The sequence below is a fragment of the Telluribacter roseus genome (assembly GCF_017355915.2).
Taxonomy (GTDB): domain Bacteria; phylum Bacteroidota; class Bacteroidia; order Cytophagales; family Spirosomataceae; genus Telluribacter.
This window is the reverse complement of the sequence record NZ_JAFEUV020000005.1, coordinates 134,698-152,463: the sequence shown is the minus strand read 5'-3', so window position 1 is coordinate 152,463 and position 17,766 is coordinate 134,698. Positions and strand designations below refer to the sequence as shown.

General features: G+C 49.5%; 19 protein-coding genes. 12 read left to right on the top strand and 7 right to left on the bottom strand.

The genetic code is table 11. The annotated features are described in order from the left end of the window. Positions 1-62 precede the first annotated feature (62 nt). The 3 genes from JTN23_RS11615 (at position 63) to JTN23_RS11605 (ending at position 3,594) form a co-directional block, all read left to right on the top strand. Entirely contained in the window at positions 63-1,292 is a 1,230-nt protein-coding gene (locus JTN23_RS11615; protein WP_247234996.1) for a BaiN/RdsA family NAD(P)/FAD-dependent oxidoreductase, read from the top strand. 106 nt (positions 1,293-1,398) lie between these two features. Further along, positions 1,399-2,721: an acetylxylan esterase gene (locus JTN23_RS11610; RefSeq protein ID WP_247234995.1), complete on the top strand. Its 1,323-nt coding sequence runs from the start codon at positions 1,399-1,401 to the stop codon at positions 2,719-2,721. Positions 2,722-2,772: 51 nt separating this feature from the next. Continuing rightward, positions 2,773-3,594, top strand: a complete 822-nt coding sequence (locus JTN23_RS11605) for a purine-nucleoside phosphorylase (protein WP_247234993.1) — start codon at positions 2,773-2,775, stop codon at positions 3,592-3,594. A 74-nt stretch (positions 3,595-3,668) separates the two neighbouring features. On the opposite strand, the gene JTN23_RS11600 is transcribed toward JTN23_RS11605, so the two are convergent. Next, positions 3,669-3,998, bottom strand: coding sequence for a hypothetical protein (locus JTN23_RS11600; protein WP_247234992.1), 330 nt, complete (start codon positions 3,996-3,998; stop codon positions 3,669-3,671). Between the two features lie 221 nt (positions 3,999-4,219). Between JTN23_RS11600 and JTN23_RS11595 the strand changes: the two genes are divergently transcribed. Next, a complete protein-coding gene (locus tag JTN23_RS11595) occupies positions 4,220-5,524 on the top strand; it encodes a Gfo/Idh/MocA family protein (protein ID WP_247234991.1) in 1,305 nt (434 codons plus the stop codon). 63 nt (positions 5,525-5,587) lie between these two features. Here JTN23_RS11595 and JTN23_RS11590 read toward each other — a convergent pair whose 3' ends face one another. The 4 genes from JTN23_RS11590 to JTN23_RS11575 all read right to left on the bottom strand — a co-directional run bounded on the left by JTN23_RS11590 (position 5,588) and on the right by JTN23_RS11575 (position 8,245). Beyond that, positions 5,588-5,941, bottom strand: a complete 354-nt coding sequence (locus JTN23_RS11590) for a hypothetical protein (protein ID WP_247234990.1) — start codon at positions 5,939-5,941, stop codon at positions 5,588-5,590. A gap of 154 nt (positions 5,942-6,095) precedes the next feature. Continuing rightward, a complete protein-coding gene (locus tag JTN23_RS11585; RefSeq protein WP_247234989.1) occupies positions 6,096-7,055 on the bottom strand; it encodes a YihY/virulence factor BrkB family protein in 960 nt (319 codons plus the stop codon). 76 nt (positions 7,056-7,131) lie between these two features. Beyond that, complete coding sequence (locus JTN23_RS11580; RefSeq protein WP_262918509.1) at positions 7,132-7,857, bottom strand: DUF3891 family protein; 726 nt, start codon at positions 7,855-7,857, stop codon at positions 7,132-7,134. 58 nt (positions 7,858-7,915) lie between these two features. Further along, positions 7,916-8,245, bottom strand: a complete 330-nt coding sequence (locus JTN23_RS11575; protein ID WP_247234987.1) for a tetratricopeptide repeat protein — start codon at positions 8,243-8,245, stop codon at positions 7,916-7,918. A 95-nt stretch (positions 8,246-8,340) separates the two neighbouring features. Between JTN23_RS11575 and JTN23_RS11570 the strand changes: the two genes are divergently transcribed. From JTN23_RS11570 to JTN23_RS11535, 8 genes are all read left to right on the top strand, one after another. After that, the gene (locus JTN23_RS11570; protein WP_247234986.1) at positions 8,341-9,078 is read left to right on the top strand and encodes an electron transfer flavoprotein subunit beta/FixA family protein; all 738 of its coding nucleotides are present in this window, start codon (positions 8,341-8,343) and stop codon (positions 9,076-9,078) included. A gap of 42 nt (positions 9,079-9,120) precedes the next feature. Then, a complete protein-coding gene (locus JTN23_RS11565) occupies positions 9,121-10,089 on the top strand; it encodes an electron transfer flavoprotein subunit alpha/FixB family protein (protein ID WP_247234985.1) in 969 nt (322 codons plus the stop codon). A gap of 222 nt (positions 10,090-10,311) precedes the next feature. Further along, positions 10,312-10,908 carry a bifunctional nuclease family protein gene (locus JTN23_RS11560; RefSeq protein ID WP_247234984.1) on the top strand — a complete coding sequence of 199 codons (597 nt, stop codon included), beginning with the start codon at positions 10,312-10,314 and terminating at the stop codon, positions 10,906-10,908. 183 nt (positions 10,909-11,091) lie between these two features. Next, entirely contained in the window at positions 11,092-11,973 is an 882-nt protein-coding gene (locus tag JTN23_RS11555; protein WP_247234983.1) for a cell division protein FtsX, read from the top strand. Between the two features lie 52 nt (positions 11,974-12,025). Further along, positions 12,026-12,241 (top strand): DUF3098 domain-containing protein, encoded by a 216-nt coding sequence (locus JTN23_RS11550; RefSeq protein WP_247234982.1) that lies wholly within the window; start codon positions 12,026-12,028, stop codon positions 12,239-12,241. Beyond that, positions 12,238-13,017, top strand: a complete 780-nt coding sequence (locus tag JTN23_RS11545; protein WP_247234981.1) for an undecaprenyl-diphosphate phosphatase — start codon at positions 12,238-12,240, stop codon at positions 13,015-13,017. The genes JTN23_RS11550 and JTN23_RS11545 overlap by 4 nt, the downstream gene beginning before the upstream one ends. A 2-nt stretch (positions 13,018-13,019) precedes the next feature. Beyond that, a complete protein-coding gene (truB, locus tag JTN23_RS11540; protein ID WP_247234980.1) occupies positions 13,020-13,742 on the top strand; it encodes a tRNA pseudouridine(55) synthase TruB in 723 nt (240 codons plus the stop codon). Continuing rightward, positions 13,742-14,671 carry a bifunctional riboflavin kinase/FAD synthetase gene (locus JTN23_RS11535; protein ID WP_247234979.1) on the top strand — a complete coding sequence of 310 codons (930 nt, stop codon included), beginning with the start codon at positions 13,742-13,744 and terminating at the stop codon, positions 14,669-14,671. Before truB ends, JTN23_RS11535 begins: the two co-directional genes overlap by 1 nt. 12 nt (positions 14,672-14,683) lie before the next feature. Here JTN23_RS11535 and pheA read toward each other — a convergent pair whose 3' ends face one another. Together pheA and JTN23_RS11525 are read right to left on the bottom strand one after the other, a co-directional pair. After that, positions 14,684-15,757, bottom strand: a complete 1,074-nt coding sequence (gene pheA, locus JTN23_RS11530) for a prephenate dehydratase (RefSeq protein ID WP_247234978.1) — start codon at positions 15,755-15,757, stop codon at positions 14,684-14,686. A 39-nt stretch (positions 15,758-15,796) separates the two neighbouring features. Beyond that, positions 15,797-17,671 (bottom strand): DNA topoisomerase IV subunit B, encoded by a 1,875-nt coding sequence (locus JTN23_RS11525; protein ID WP_247234977.1) that lies wholly within the window; start codon positions 17,669-17,671, stop codon positions 15,797-15,799. Positions 17,672-17,766 lie beyond the last annotated feature (95 nt).

Sequence of the window (17,766 nt, the reverse complement as noted above, 5' to 3'; positions counted from 1 at the left end):
TGCCGGAACTTGTTGCTTCCTAAACATGTATCTTTGGAAGCAAATACCCACGTTGACACCTCATGCATATTGTTATAATCGGCGGTGGAGCAGCCGGCTTTTTCGCAGCTATTACCGCCGCCGAAACCTACCCTAAGGCCAGGGTTACTATTCTCGAAAAAAACCGGTCGGTCCTGAACAAGGTACGTATATCGGGTGGAGGCAGGTGCAATGTCACCCACTCCCCCAGCGAACTCAGGTACTTTATCAAAAACTACCCGCGTGGAGCCAGGCTTCTGAAAAAACTACTCACTCAGTTTGATGCGCAGGCTACTGTAGACTGGTTTCAGAACCGGGGCGTAAAGCTAAAAACGGAGCCGGACGGCCGGATGTTTCCGGTGACGGACTCTTCCGAGACCATTATTGACTGCCTGATGCGGGCTGCCCAGCGGGCCGGTATACAGGTACTGACCAGTACGGGTGTCAAGACATTTGGCTGGTCCGATGCGCCTGCCGGTCCCCGTTTTGTCATACACCTGCTCGAAGGTGCCCCCATACAGGCGGATCGATTGCTTATTGCCACGGGTGGTCAACCGCAGCGTTCGGGGTTTGACTGGCTGTCCAGCCACGGACACGCTATCGAGTCGCCTGTGCCTTCGCTGTTTACCTTCAATACCCCCGGCAACTACCTGTTGCCGCTGGCAGGGGTAGCGGTACAAGATGCTTTCGTCAGAATACAAGGTACCAAGCACGAGTGGCGGGGGCCGCTGCTCGTCACCCACTGGGGATTCAGTGGACCGGCGGTACTTAAGCTTTCGGCCTGGGGCGCCCGCGAACTAGCCGAGAATAACTACCAGTTTACCTGTAAGATCAACTGGCTGCCCGACCTTAACGAACAGCAGGTACGGGAGCTGCTGATGGCCGATAAAGCCAACACCCCCAAGCAGCAGATCCACTCCCACGCCCGCTTTGGCCTGCCCCTCAGACTATGGAAAGCCTTTGCCGAGCAAGCCGAGATACCAGATACCCTGCGCTGGGGCGACGCGCCCCACAAGGCTCTCAACCGCCTGACCGAGCTACTGACCAACAGCCAGTTTGAGGTGAAGGGCAAGAGTACCTATAAGGAAGAATTTGTGACCTGCGGAGGTATATCACTCTCTGATATAGACGCGGCTACGCTGGAAAGCAGGCAGGTACCGGGACTGTACTTTGCCGGGGAAGTACTGGATATTGATGGCATCACCGGAGGGTTCAACTTCCAGAGCGCCTGGACTACCGGCTACATAGCGGGGCGAGCCGTTGGAAGATCGTGATGAGGGTTTAACTGCTAGAATAGATAAATCTGCCGGGGAGCGTGCTTTATAGAGTTAAAGCACGCTTTTTCAATTCTATTCCAATTCGCTAAATCCTGATCTACGCATGAAAAAACGTTCCCTGCTGCTTACGCTGGCGGCCCTATGCCTGTACCTGGCTCCCCTGCTGGCTCAACCCGTCGAGCGCTTTGTAAAGGTACTTGTCGCTCCCGACCACACCGACTGGACCTACCGGACCGGTGAAAAAGCAAAGTTTACGGTAAGTGTATTACAAAATGGCAATCCAGTCAAGAATGCGGTGGTAAAGTATGAGATCGGTCCGGAGAAAATGCCGGCTACTACCAAAGAAACCAAAACGCTGACCAATGGCTCGCTGATACTGGACGGAGGTACCCTCAAGACGCCGGGCTTCCTGCGTTGCGTGGCCGTGGCAGAAGTAGATGGTATCGAATACCGCGGACTGGCTACGGCAGGCTTTGAGCCCGAAAAGATTCAGCCAACGGTAGCTGATCCGGCCGATTTTGACCAGTTCTGGACTAAGGCCAAAGCCGATCTGGCCAAAGTACCCATGGATGTCAGAATGACCTTGCTACCCGAGCGTAGTACCGAAAGTGTAAACGTGTACCACGTCAGCATCCAGAACCACCAGCCCGGATCTCGTATCTACGGTATCCTGTCCATGCCTAAAAAAGAAGGTAAGTACCCGGCTCTGCTGCATGTACCCGGCGCGGGCGTACGTCCGTACTTTGGCGACATTGCCAACGCCGAGAAAGGAATCATAACGCTGCAAATCGGTATTCATGGGGTACCTGTCACCATGGATGCCGGCGTATACAACGACCTGCGGGCCGCCGGACTGGACCAGTACTGGAACTACAACCTCGACGACAAAGACCGCTTTTACTACAAGAAGGTGTACCTGGGCTGTGTACGGGCCAACGACTTCTTGGTGAGCCTGCCGCAGTACGATGGCAGCAACCTGGCCGTTACCGGAGGAAGCCAGGGAGGAGCTCTCTCCATCGTTACCGCCGGACTGGACGAGCGGGTAAAGTGGCTGGGTGCCTTCTATCCGGCCCTGAGCGATGTAACAGGCTACCTCAATGGCCGCGCGGGTGGCTGGCCTCACTACTTTACCGGCAACAACCTGGCTTTTAACAACAAAAAGGAAAAGATTGAGACTGCCGGCTACTACGACGTAGTCAACTTTGCCAAGCGGGTGAAGGTACCGGGCAACTACTCATGGGGCTTCAATGACGAAACCTGCCCACCTACCTCCATGTACGCCTCGTACAATGTTATCAAAGCACCTAAGGAGTTGTACCTGGCCCTGGACACCGGCCACTGGACCTACCCTGAGCAGCGTGACAAGATGAATGAATGGCTGGTAAGCCGCCTGAACGCAAAAAAACAAGCTACCAGTGTGAAGTAAATGGTATAAATACGCATATTGGCGGCCATTATACACTCATCCGATTTACACATGACATTACAGCAAATACAGGAAGCTACTGAGTACTTACAACAACAAACCCATAATTACGCGCCTGACTTTGGCATTATACTAGGTACCGGGCTGGGGTCACTGGCCAACGACATAGAGGTAGCCTATACCGTTCCGTACGAAGCTATCCCGCATTTTCCGGTGTCGACGGTGGAGTTTCATAAAGGCAAGCTCATATTCGGTACCTTATCGGGTAAGCGGGTCGTATGTATGCAGGGGCGGTTTCACTACTACGAGGGGTACACCATGCAGCAGGTCACATTCCCGGTGCGGGTGATGAAGCTGCTGGGTATCCATACCTTGTTTGTATCCAACGCCGCCGGTGGAATGAATCCCGCCTATGAAGTAAGCGACCTGATGATCATCAACGATCACATCAGTTTCTTCCTGCCTCATAACCCACTCACCGGCCCCAATCTGGATACCCTCGGCGACCGCTTTCCCGATATGTGTGATCCGTATGATCTGAAGCTGGTAGAGAAAGCGCTGGACATAGCCCAGCAGCGCGGGATGAAAGCCTACGCGGGTGTGTATGCCAGCGTACCGGGCCCGCAGCTCGAAACCCGCGCCGAGTACCGGCTGCTGCGCCAGGTCGGAGCCGATGCCGTAGGCATGAGTACCGTACCGGAAGTAATCGTGGCCCGGCAGATGAACCTGACCTGTTTTGGCTTGTCCGTTATTACTGATATGGGTATACCTGAAACGCTCGAAAAGGCAGATATTCAAAAGATCATAGCCGCGGCCATGAAGGCCGAACCAGGCATGACTACAATTATAAAAGATCTGCTCAGTACCCTGTAAAACAGCAAAGGCAACTCGTTGGAGTTGCCTTTGCTCTGTTATATCCTAAGTCCTGGTTTCACCCCAGGACTGGTTTATTCTCCTGAACCATGATCAGATCTCTGCCCTAACGCCTCCATCTGATTTACTTTTTCAATTGCCTCTACGTGACATCGACACCCAATCGGGAAAAAGAGTATCTCACCGTTCTCCATTTCCATGCCATCCCACTCCCCCATCAGGTCCTGCCATATTACGGTTTTACCTTCCAGGGAGCCCAGCTGCTTTTCTACATACTTGTATACCTGCAAAGCATCGACCGTGACGGAAACCTCTCCTCTCAAGTCTTCAACTAATACAACATCTGTTTCTACCCAAAACCGAAATAAGGCCTTGTTGACCGACTGATGTAGTTTATCTTTCATTCCTGCTGTTTTTCATATTTTACCACAACCACTCGTTAGTATATTTTTGAAAAACAATTGCTGATGCTTCTCCCTGGTAATTACAATTTTGGATTTTCTAATACGTCATGTATACAAAAATAGAGTAACAGGCCTGCCCCCCCAACTAATCACGATTAGAAAAACATTAGTAAACCAAGGCTACATTTCACTTTTATAAAAAATCAGATATATTTCCTTTCATGGACAGACGAACCTTTATACAAAATGCGGCGGTAACAGGTGCCGCCTTTTCGGCTCTGCCCCTGCTTAGTTCGTTTAAGCGGGTAGCCCCCTACCGTACCGCCCTGATTGGCTCGGGTTGGTGGGGAATGAACATCCTGCGCGAAGCCATCGCGGCGGGCGAATCCAAGGTAGTAGCGCTGTGTGATGTGGACGAGAACCAGATTAAGAAAGCCAATGAAGAGGTTGGTAAACTTACCTCTGACCGCCCAAAGGTATACCGTGACTACCGTGAGATGCTTACCCGGGAGAAACCGGAGATCGTGATAGTAGCCACTCCTGATCACTGGCATGCTCTCTGCTGTATAGCTGCCATCGAATCGGGTGCGCACGTGTACGTGGAGAAACCCATCAGCCACACCATCCGGGAAGGACGCGCCATGGTCAACGCGGCCCGCAAGCACGGTCGTACGGTACAGGTAGGTACTCACCGGCGCGTTTCGCCGCACAATGTATCGGGTATGGAGTTTCTGAAATCCGGTAAGGCCGGTAAGATTGGTATGATACGTACCTTTGTACACTACGGAGGAGGCGCCGGTCAGATGGTACCTACCGAAGAGCCCCCCAAAGGCCTCGACTGGGATATGTGGTGTGGTCCCTCTCCCATGGTTCCGTATAACAAGTCCATTCATCCGAGGGGCTTCCGCTCCTACCTTGAATATGCCAACGGCACCCTAGGCGACTGGGGTATTCACTGGCTGGATCAGGTACTATGGTGGACCGAGCAGAAGCATCCCAAGAAAGTCTACTCAACCGGTGGCCGCGCTATTCGCCGCGACAATACCAATGCGCCTGACCATCAGGTAGCCGTTTATGACTTCGAAGACTTTACGGTAGAATGGGAGCACCGCCAGTTTGCCGGCAACAACGCCGAGAAGACACATCCACAGCAGGCGGTAGGGGCCTACTTTTACGGTACCGAAGGTACTTTCCATATGGGCTGGCTGGACGGCTGGACCTTCTACCCCACCAATCCCAATAAGCCCATTATCCACCAGGACCCCGTCCTGAACAAGCCGGACGACCAGAACATCAAACAGCTCTGGGCCGACTTCCTGACCTCGATCAGGACCAACAAATTACCGGTAAGTGATATTGAGATAGGACAGCGATCAACTAATATGGCGCTGCTGGGCATGCTTTCGTACAAGCTGGGACGCAGTATTGTATGGGATGGAGAGAAGGAAATTATCGCTAATGATCCGGAAGCCAATAAGCTGCTGTCGAGAGAGTACCGGGGTGAATGGAAATACCCACAGGTATAAGTACCTAACCTCCCCCGTACCGATACAAAAAAAGACGTGAGTCATCACGTCTTTTTTCTTTTATTACATCTGAACTACCTCTGCCTGTATATTGTACTGCGATACCATATCCCGGGCAAATCTCACGTGTCCGCGTGGAGCCATCAGGTACAGCTTCCCGCCCTTCATGCCGGCCAGTTCGCTCAGAAGTTTCCACTTGGATATACTACTTCGGTTAGAGTCCGATTTCATGGCCACTTCGAGGTAGTGATTAGTATACATATTAACAGCTGTTACATCCGGTGTAAACTTTTCGCTGTCCTGCGATCTTTCGTATGATATAGGCTTTTCGTAGCCTTCTATATTGGCCTTGATGTTGTCGAAGCCGTGGCTCCTGGCCCAGGTTATAACGTGTGGAATCAATCCTGCTTTTTCCATGATATAAGAATAGTTTGGACTCTCCTGCTTCCAGGAAAGACGTAAAGAATAGGTTGGAAGATTTATTTGAATGGAGGCTGGAGGATCAAAAGGTAAAAATTGCCCCCTCATCTTTCACATAAAGATGCAAGATACGAAAATCTTCCCGTACTACCTAATCAGTTTTCTGAGTCTCCTTCATGTCTTTATGTGAGATTACTTCGCCCGTATGTATATCCCGCTCCTGTCTCACTATCATAACGGCATGACCGTGAGGTATAATGGCCGATCCGTCGTAGCGAGCGTATACTTTGGTAAACTCCGCACCGAAGTACAGGATAATGGATGAGTAGTATACCCAGGTGAGCAGAATTACAATGGAAGCAGAAGCACCGTAGGTAGCGCCCAGGTCGGACTGACCTAGATAGAACGTAATCAGGAACTTACCGATCAAAAACAGAAACGCGGTAAAGGCGGCTCCTACCAGACACTCTTTCCAGCGCAGTTCACCATCGGGCAAAACTTTAAAAATAACTGAAAAAAGCAGCGTAATAATAGCTAGTACAACGACTTGATTAACAATATAGAAAATCACAACTGATACTTCCGAGAAATAAGTCTCCAGTCGGTTGCTGAGTAGTTCGACTAGGGCGTTGATACCCAGTGAAACGATCAGCAGAAAACCCAGGGACAAAATCAGGGAAAACGATATAAGCCTGGTCTTTAGCAATTTGAGCCACCCACGCTTGGGCTTCGCCTTAATGGACCATATAAAGTTGATTGAGTCCTGCATCTCGGCAAATAGCGTGGTGGCACCTATTACCAGGGTACCAATACCTACGGTTGCAGCAAGCCCTGATTTATTGGAAAGCTCCGCATTTTTGATTATCTCCTGTAGCTGAACAGCTACACTCTGCCCTACCAGAGACTGGATCTGCCCGAATAATTCGCCCTGGATGGCTTCTCTCCCTAAGAAAATACTAGCTACCGAAATGATAACCAGCAGCATGGGAGCAAGCGAAAAAACAGTGTAGTATGAAAGTGCGGCGGCAAGTTTTACACAATTATCCTCTATAAATTCAGATGCCGAATCTTTGACCATGGACCAGTAGTCCTTGAGTTGAATCTTCTTCATAGTGTGGTATTAGTAATCCTTTGGTTTCACTAAGGCTTTACTAAAGTACCATGCCACCAGTTACTTGCACCACACATTATTTTCTAAATTCCCAGCTCCTGGCCTGTACTTCTGCCTCATTAAGAGCCCGGTTTAACTGTTCCACCGTTTTGAATTGTAACTGATGCAGGTGCCGGTACTCGACCTCCACCTCGAACTGGCCGGCTTCGAAAGGCCAGGGATCTACTCGCAAAGTACCCTTGGTATCCTGCCAAATCTGGTACATAATACCGTCGGGGCCTTTACTTATATCCATCCGCCGCTGGTCTGACTGTACCTGGTCCATGCACAGCAGCAGCGACAGGGCATCGCACCACTCCACAAACTGGTAGGCCTGCTCCGCTACTTTCCTATCAATAAGTAATTCTTTCAGGAGCTGCTTCTGATACCTGTCCTGCTCTTTTATGAATTGCTCCAGTTCTTTATCCTCATGTTTGATCCCTTCGTACAGGAAGGACATGTGCAGTGAGGTCATGAGAGCGTTCCAGCGGCTCTTTGAAGCGGCTATCTCCATCACATTGCGGTACTGAGTAGCACTATACTTGAGGAGCTGGAAGTGCTTGGGCGCACCTGCTTCGGTCAGATTCTCCTGCGACTGCGACTCCGCCATTCCATCATCATGCTCAGCGATAGCGATGAGAGTATGCGTCCAGTAGGGAGGGCGATCGACTACTTTCCATTGATTGGCCAGTTGAGCGGCCAGAAGTCCGTGGGCTCTCTGATAAATCACCTCCCAACCTTCTGGTATTGTTTTTACGATCATCTGCCCCTTACTTTATTAACTGATTAGTGTCTTGCTTAACTCTGCCATCTGCGGCATTTTACCATTCCTCTTCCTCATCCTGAAACATCCGATAGGCCCGTACCAGCTCCTGGTGCGTTTTGGTATTACCCTGTTGCTGCGCCAGCTCTATCCCCTTTTGGTACGTAGCGTGTGCCTCCTCCGACTTGCCTACTTCCCCAAACAGCTGAGCGGCGTGGTAGTAGGCCGCCAGGTAGTCGGGATGCTCTGCCAGCAGCTTCCGGAACAAGGCCTCTGCTTTACCGATATCGGTTTTTCTGTATTCAAGGGCTAATGCGTAGATATTGAAGGGATCATGGGGATCTTCTTCGTAAAAGTCCAGGAGGTTTTTGAGTAGAGGATTGTCCATAAATATTATTATGCTTGCATACTATTTACTAATTTCTTTATATTCGCAAAACAAAGCATTTGCTGAAAAGTTAGAATCAACATTCAGAAACTACTATGAAAATACTTGTTTGTATTACGAATGTACCCGATACTACCGCTAAGATCGCTTTTGTCGACAGCGATACCAAACTCAACAAAACGGGTATTCAATTTATAATAGGGCCCTATGATGACTATGCACTGGCCCGTGCCGTAGAACTCAAAGAACAACACGGAGGTACTGTCACGGTGCTCAACGTAGGAGAAGCCGAAGGCGAACCCCAGATCCGGAAAGCCCTGGCCATCGGTGCCGACGACGCCATACGTGTCAACGCTGAGCCCACCGACTCTTACTTCGTAGCTGCTCAGATCGCTCATATAGCCCAGCAAAATAACTACGACCTGATCCTGATGGGCCGCGAGTCCATCGACTATAACAGTGGCGTAGTACACGGACTGGTTGGTGAGATGCTGGGAATACCTTCGTTCTCGCCGGTGATGAAGCTGGACATCGAAGGCACAACGGCCAAACTGGCCCGCGAGATAGATGGTGGCAAAGAGTACCTGGAAGCCCCCCTACCCCTGGTACTGGGTTGCCAAGAGCCCATTGCCGAGTGGAAGATACCCAACATGCGCGGAATCATGACGGCCCGTACCAAACCCTTACAGGTAGTGGAGCCCGTAGCCGTCGAAGACTTGGCCATCAACGAAAGGTACTCACAGCCTGCCCCTAAGGGCCAGTGCAAGATGATTCCGGTGGAAGAGGTCGAAAAGCTGATCACACTGCTACGTACCGAAGCCAAGGTGCTGTAAGCCTTTCGACGTATTTATTAACTATTAACTTCCCTAAAAACTATGTCAGTACTAGTTTTTGTAGAAATAGATAACGGTTCTATCAAGAAATTATCCCAAGAGGCCATTACCTACGGAGCCGAGGTAGCCCGCATGATCAATGCCACGGCCACAGTACTAGCCCTGGGGGCAGCCGATGAGTCGGCGCTGGCGCAGGCTGGCAGCTTTGGTGCTACCAAGGTACTGCATGCCTCTGACCCGAAGCTGACCCACGAAAACAGCATGGCCTACGCCGATGTACTGGTACAGGCTGCTCATCAGGAAGGTAGCAAGGTGATCATAGTGGCCAAGTCCGGACTGGGGGATGCCGTAGCGGCACGCGCCGCGGCCAAGCTGAAAGCCAGTGTGATTTCAGGCATAACAAGCCTGCCGGAGATTAATGGCAACAGCTTTAAGGTAACCCGCAGCATCTACACGGGCAAAGCCTTTGCTACAGTAGACATACGCTCCGAAATAAAGATACTGGCTATCCGTAAGAATGCCGTAGAAGCCACCGAAACGGGCAACATGGCTACGGTAGAGACATTCTCACCGGCACTTAACGACGCTAACTTTACGGCTAAGGTTACCGATGTGGAGAAGTCCAACGCTGAACTCTCACTGACCGAGGCAGATATTATCGTGTCGGGTGGTCGTGGTATGAAAGGCCCCGAAAACTGGCAACCCCTGCTCGACCTGGCCAAGGCACTGGGTGCAGCTACCGGCTGCTCCAAACCTGTATCGGACCTCGACTGGCGCCCTCACCACGAGCACATAGGCCAGACAGGTATCAAAGTAGCGCCTAACCTGTACATAGCCTGCGGTATCTCGGGAGCTATACAGCATCTGGCCGGAGTAAACGGTTCCAAGTGTATCGTAGTCATCAATAAAGATCCCGAGGCTCCTTTCTTCAAGGCCGCCGACTACGGTATTGTGGGCGATATTTTTGAAGTTCTGCCCCGTCTTACCAAAGCAATAGAGGCCTCAAAGTAGTGATGATACCTTTTGTAGACCTGCTCTGTGTTTTTTTATACAGGGCAGGTTTTTATTTTTGTATTTTTGAAAACTATTTCTGTCTAAATACCACCTGCCACAGCAGCTCTGGAATAAATTTAGTAGAAAAATTGTTGGCGCAAGTGGATACGTATGCCACCAAAGCTACCCCATGGCATCGCCAGTAAGTCGAGCATGTTGAAAGAAAACTAGTAAAATAACGTGAAAAAAATAAAGCTTGAAATATTAGGACTATCCCCCAGTCAATCCCAATCGGGTTCTTTTGCACTGGTACTGGGCGAAGAGATGGGAAACCGGAGGCTGCCTATTATCATTGGGGTATTCGAGGCTCAGGCCATAGCGGTTCAGATCGAGAACATTGTCCCTAACCGGCCCATGACGCACGACCTGTTCAAATCTTTTGCCAATGCCCTGAACTTCAAACTTAAAGAGATCATTATTTCGGACCTCAGGGAAGGTATCTTCTACGCTAAGATCGTCTGCAGTGATGATTTGCGCGAAGTAGAGATTGATTCACGTCCTTCGGATGCCATCGCTATCGGACTGCGGTTCAACGCCCCGATCTATACCTACGAAACTATACTTTCGGAGGCCGGTATCGTATCAAGCGCCATGTCGGAAGAGGAAGACGAAGATGATGACCTGGTACGTGAGACTATACGTCCCAAAGGTACCCTGACTGAGCAGCTCAAAGAACTACCTAATGACGAGCTGCAAAGACTGCTGGACGAAGCTCTAAAAAACGAAGAGTACGAAAAGGCGGCTAAAATCCGGGATGAATTGGGCCGTCGTAACTAACATAGCTATTGCCTCATTACTATACAGGCGTCTGGATTTCCGGACGCTTTTTTCGTTAAAAATCCTTAACACGGGTCCCGCCAGACCCTACTAATGGTATTTATCCTTATTTTTGCAGCGAGTGCTGTCAAAGCCCGGGCCATCTAGAGGCTCATCAAGTAACCTTACTATTTACTCCTGCGTATGCCCAGAAAGAAGAAGAAGATTGGTAGTTATCCTAATACCATGATTGTAGTCAGCCTGACGGCCGCTCTCTTCCTGATTGGTTTTTGTGGAATGCTGGTCATACAGTCAAAGAAGATGGTATCCATCATCCGCCAGAACATTGAAGTGCGGGTCTTCCTGGAGAAGACGATTACCGAAGCCGGGCGCGACTCCCTTCTTCAGGCCATCCAGAAAAAGCCTTACCTACAGGCAAGTACTGAGGGGCCAGCTATCATATTTGTATCCAAGGAGGAAGCCGCCAAGGAATTCATTGAGGGTACCAAAGAGGACTTTACGACCTTTCTGGGCGAAAACCCCCTGCGAGACAGCTACCGCGTAAAGGTACAGGAAGATTATTTTGAAGAGGCAAAGCTCAAGCAGATCCGGGAAGATCTGGAAAAAATGGATAATGTGTACGAAGCCGTGTACCAGGAAAACCTGGCGGATAATATCAACCGCAACATTACCAAAATATACATCATCCTGTCCAGCTTCGCGCTCATCATGCTGATCATCATTGTACTGCTGATCAACAATACCATCAAGCTGGCTATCTATTCACAGCGCTTCCTGATCAGAAGTATGCAACTGGTAGGTGCTACCAACGGATTTATCCAGAAACCCTTTATACTGCGGGGGGCGCTGCAGGGCCTGTTAGGTAGTATACTGGCCTGTGGCCTGCTGGTGTTGTTACAGCAGGTGGCTGTCCGGAATGTGGAGGGACTATACATGTTACAGGAGTACGACAAGCTGATCATCCTGATGGTGTGTGTACTGATACTGGGCCTTATGATAGGTATCACCAGTACCTATCAGTCCATAGCGAGGTACCTGCGGATGTCACTCGACGATCTGTACTGAGACTAACGCATTGAATATTCTAAATACCTATTTATACAAAAGATTTTTTGCAATGAGTACAACTAAAAATCCATTACCTTTCTCATCAGCCAATTACCGCTGGATGCTCATAGGCCTGGCGCTGATTCTGGGAGGCTTTTTTATTATGAATCTTGACACAGAAGAGTTTGGCTTTGGTCTGCTGGGCCTGACTATTGGCCCTCTTATTGCCATCAGTGGATTTATTGTTGAGTTCTGGGCTATTCTACGCAAACCTTCTGACAAATGACTTTTTGGCAAGCCGTAATACTCGCCATTGTCGAGGGTATTACCGAATTTTTACCAGTTTCTTCAACTGGTCACATGATTATTGCATCCTCTATGATGGGGATCAGCCACCTGGAATTCACTAAGATGTTTACCGTCAATATTCAGTTCGGTGCTATTCTTTCTGTGCTTGTATTGTATCGTCGTCGCTTCCTGCAGACGCGTGACTTCTACTACAAACTATTTGTAGCTTTCTTACCGGCCGCTGTTATTGGCTTCCTGCTCAACGACTTCATCGATGCTATGCTGGAGAATGTCTGGGTCGTGGCTATTTCGCTGCTGCTAGGGGGCATTGTACTGGTATTTATTGACAAAATTGCCAACGAGTACCCCAAGGACCGCGAAATCACTTATCCCGAAGCGCTGAAGGTAGGATTCTTTCAGTGCATAGCCATGATCCCCGGTGTGTCAAGGTCAGCGGCTACTATTATCGGGGGTATGTTTCAGGGACTTACCCGTAAACAGGCAGCCGAATTTTCGTTCTTCCTGGCGGTGCCTACCATGGCTGCCGCGGGTGGTTATAAATTCCTGAAAACTTACCAAAGCATCCAGCCCGAAGACATCGAAACCTTACTGGTAGGCAACCTGGTAGCCTTCATTGTAGCCATGCTGGCCATCCGCTTTTTCATTAATTTTCTAACCCGCTATGGTTTCAAGGTATTTGGTTACTACCGTATCATACTAGGGTTGGTGTTACTCGGCTTACTGGCCTCCGGCTACAAGCTTGATATCGTGTAAGAATGACTACCAGTACTACCAAAGTACCCCAACAAGAGAATCAGCCGGCAGACGATGGGGAAGTAATCCTGATTGACAAGCCCCTCACCTGGACCTCCTTTGATGTGGCCAATAAGCTCAAGCGAGCCTGTAAGTTCAAGAAGATTGGCCACGCCGGTACCCTGGACCCATTGGCTACGGGCCTGCTGATTCTGTGTACGGGCAGAAAGACCAAGGAAATAGATACCTATCAGGCCCAGGAAAAGGAGTATACCGGTACCTTGGTACTTGGGAAAACTACCCCCTCCGTGGATCTCGAGACAGAGTTTGACGCGGAGTACCCTACTGACCATATAACTACTGAGTTACTCGATAAAGCCCGTCAGGCTCTTACCGGCACTATCGATCAAATCCCCCCTATTTACTCCGCTGTGCGCGTGGATGGTGAGCGGCTGTACAAAAAAGCCCGCCGTGGCGAAACAGCCGAAATCAAAACCCGTCAGGTTACTATTTCGTTATTCGAGATAGATGCTGATCAGTTTCCCGAAATCCACTTCCGGATCGTGTGCACCAAGGGTACCTATATACGGAGTATCGTAAGGGACTTTGGACAACTGGTGGGAAGCGGCGCCTACCTCAGTTCGCTCTGCCGCACCCGTATCGGCAACTTTCTGCTGGCGGATGCCTGGTCATTATCTGATTATATTCAGCAAAAGAGAGCCCAGCTTGACCTACCTAATGAATAATGAAAGTTTATAACTCCATCGAGTCGTTTGAAAAGCTCCCCTACGCCGTCGTGACAAGCGGTACTTTTGATGGAGTACATCTGGGGCATCAGAAAATATTGTCACGCCTGCGTGAAATCAGCGCCAACAGCGGCGGCGAAACCGTAGTACTGACCTTCTGGCCACATCCGCGCATGGTGGTGTCGGAAGATAGTCAGGGGCTTCAATTACTTTCAACCATTGACGAAAAAACCGAGCTGCTGGCGCATCTGGGTATACAGCACCTGGTGATAGTACCCTTTACCCGCTCCTTTTCTGAACTCTCCTCGGATGAATTTATTCGCCAGGTACTGGTAGACCGCATAGGTACCAAAAAACTGGTTATTGGCTACGACCACCGGTTTGGCCGTAATCGTGAAGGGAGTTTTGACTTTCTGCAGCAGAATGCCAGTCAGTATGGCTTTGAGGTAGAAGAGATCTCCCGTCAGGACATCGACCAGCTGGCAATCAGCTCAACGAGGATACGCAACGCACTGCTGGAAGGTGACGTCAAGGAAGCCAATGAGCTGCTGGGGCGCCCGTATGAGTTTTCGGGTACCGTCGTAAAAGGAAAACAAATTGGACGTACCATTGGCTTTCCTACGGCCAATGTACTGGTTAGGGAAAGCTATAAGCTAATACCGGCCAACGGCGTATATACCATTCAGGCCCGGCATGCCGGTACTTTATACGGAGGTATGCTCAATATTGGTACCAGGCCTACGGTAGACGGCACTACACGTACCATTGAAGCCAATCTGTTTGAGTTTAACAAGGAAATTTACGGGGAGAAGCTACAGGTAGAACTACTTCACTACCTGCGGCCCGAACAAAAGTTCAACAGCCTGGATAGTCTGATGCAGCAGATTAAGGCAGACAAGGAAAAGTCCCTTGCCTACCTCAATAAGTAACGCATGCTTTGATTAAGCTATTCTGACGTAGCTGCCCAGCCACTTGAGGTGGGTACCGTACTTCTGGAATATCTCCTGCACGGGCTGGTCGTCGTGGTGGCCTTCAAATTCAATCAGGAACCATGACTTAAAAGTCGATCCATCCCGAAGCGGACGGCTCTCGATCTTGGTCAGGTTGATACCGCGGTCATTGAAGTCTTTCAGGAATTCAAAAAGAACACCCGGCCGGTGCGTATTCGGTAAGTTAGCGATGATGGTAGTCTTATCAGACTGGCTCTTCTGGTTGACAAAGTCTTTGGACAGGATTACAAAACGCGTTCGGTTCTGATCTCCATCCCCGATATTATCAAATAGCACAGGTACACTGAACAACCGCGCCGCTATGTGCGAACAGATAGCCGCGGCGTCGGGCTCCTGAGCGGCTAGCTTCGCAGCCTTGGAGGTTGACTCTACCGGTATTAGCTCTACATTCAACTCTTCAAAGTACTCCCTCAGGAACTTGCTACACTGCCGGAAGGCTATATCTTTCGAATAAATACGCTTGATCTCGTGTACAGAGTCCGATTGGGAAGCAAAGGTAAAATGAATAGGCAGTAACACCTCGGCGGCTATAAGCAGCTCTTTTTCCCGGAGCAAATCCATGGTTTCACTTACTACACCCTCCTGATTATTTTCGATAGGTACTACCCCAAAGCGCGCACGACCGGTATCTACACTGTCAAAAACGGATCGGATGGTAGGAAGCATCAGGTAGTCGCTCATACCCCCAAAGCGGCTCTCGGCGGCCTGGTGGGTAAAGCTCCCCTCGGGTCCCAGGTAGGCGATACGTTCGGGAAGTTCCAGATTGCGGGATACAGCAAATATTTCAAGGAAGATAGCCTCAATGGCCGACCGGCTCAGCAGTCCCTTATTTAGCTTCTCGAGGCGATCCAGAATTTGCTTTTCCCGTTCGGGTCGATAGATGATCGTCTTGTTAGCTCGCTTAAGCTCACCTACTTTTTTGACCAACTCCATCCGCTCGTTGAGGAGCTGGAGGAGTTGGTCATCAAGGGTATCAATGTGTTTTCTTAAATCTTGTAAATCCACAGAAGGTAAGTGGGTATGGTAATTGATCGGATTGCAAAACTAGCTCACCAGAGCCAGTTCCTCAACGTTTTTCTCGATTTTGAGATTATCGATAATAAAGCGTTGACGATCCGGCGTGTTTTTGCCCATGTAGTAGGTCAGCAGCTTCTGAATCGACATTTCCTTTTGAAGGATGATGGGCTCAAGGCGCATGTCCTCTCCAATGAATTTCCCGAACTCATCGGGCGAAATCTCACCTAATCCTTTAAATCGGGTAATCTCAGGTTTACCTCCCAGTTTAGCTACCGCCTGCTTCTTTTCTTCTTCGGAGTAGCAATAGATCGTCTCTTTCTTATTCCGAACCCTAAACAGAGGAGTTTCGAGGATGTAAAGATGGCCATTACGCACCAGATCCGGAAAGAACTGCAGGAAAAATGTCATCAACAGCAGGCGAATGTGCATACCATCCACGTCGGCGTCGGTAGCAATTACAATCCGGTTGTAGCGCAGACCCTCGATGCCGTTTTCGATATCCAGCGCGTGCTGCAGCAGGTTAAACTCCTCGTTTTCGTATACTACCTTCTTGTTCAGTCCAAAGCAGTTCAACGGCTTTCCCCTCAGACTGAATACTGCCTGAGTCTGTACATCTCTGGACTTGGTGATAGATCCACTGGCCGAATCCCCCTCCGTCACAAACAGGGTAGTCTCCAGGCGCAGCTCGTTCTTTACATCCGCCAGGTGCAGCCGGCAGTCCCGGAGCTTACGGTTGTGCAGGTTGGCCTTCTTAGCCCGGTCGTTGGCCAGTTTCTTGATACCCGCCAGTTCCTTACGCTCCCGCTCCGACTGTTCAATGCGCTTCTTGAGGGCATCGCGCGACTCGGGGTGCATGTGGAGGTAGTTGTCCAGACGCTCCTTGACGAAGTCGTTGACAAAGGTACGTACCGTTGGGCTGTTAGGATCAGGAGAAATGTTAGTAGAGCCAAGCTTGGTCTTGGTCTGCGATTCGAACACAGGCTCCTGTACCCGGATGGCTACCGCCGCGATAATGGATGAGCGTACGTCTTCGGGTGCATATTCTTTATTGAAATGCTCGCGTACCGCTCTTACTACTCCTTCTCTGAATGCCGATAGGTGCGTACCTCCCTGCGTTGTATATTGACCGTTCACAAAGGAATAGTACTCTTCACCGTACTGATTACCGTGCGTAATAGCAAATTCAATATCATCTCCCTTAATATGAATAATCGGATATCTGATTGCATCCACATCCGTTTTACTACGCAGCAGATCGAGCAGACCATTCTGCGAAAAATATTTTTGCCCGTTGAAATTAACCGTCAAACCTGCGTTGAGGTAGCAGTAATTCCACATCATGTTATTCAGGTACTGAGGTATGTACCGGAAGTTTTTAAAGATGAGATTATCAGGTTCAAATATCGTTAAAGTACCATTTCGTTGATTGGTATCTTCTTCCACCGATTCTTTCACCAGCTCACCCTGGGCAAACTCAGCCCACTTGGTTTTACCATCCCGGAATGACTGAACCTTGAAGTAATTGGAAAGGGCATTAACCGCTTTGGTACCTACCCCGTTAAGTCCAACGGATTTTTGGAATGCCCCGGAATCATACTTTCCTCCGGTATTGATTTTTGAAACACAATCAACTACCTTGCCCAAAGGAATACCCCGACCGTAGTCACGTACCTCTACCCGGTGCTCAGAAATCTTTATTTCGATGGTTTTTCCATTACCCATCATATGTTCGTCAATAGAGTTATCGACGATTTCCTTGACAAGTACGTATATTCCATCGTCAACGGAGGCTCCGTCACCTAACTTACCAATGTACATACCTGGCCTTAGCCGGATATGTTCTTTCCAGTCCAGTGAGCGGATACTACTCTCGTCGTATTGTACATTTGCATTATCTGCCATAAAAAACTACCAATTTTTTAACAATACTGTATATATAATGTTTTAGTGAAGGCTTCGTTTAGAAAACGGATAAACCATATCATTAAAAATTCCAA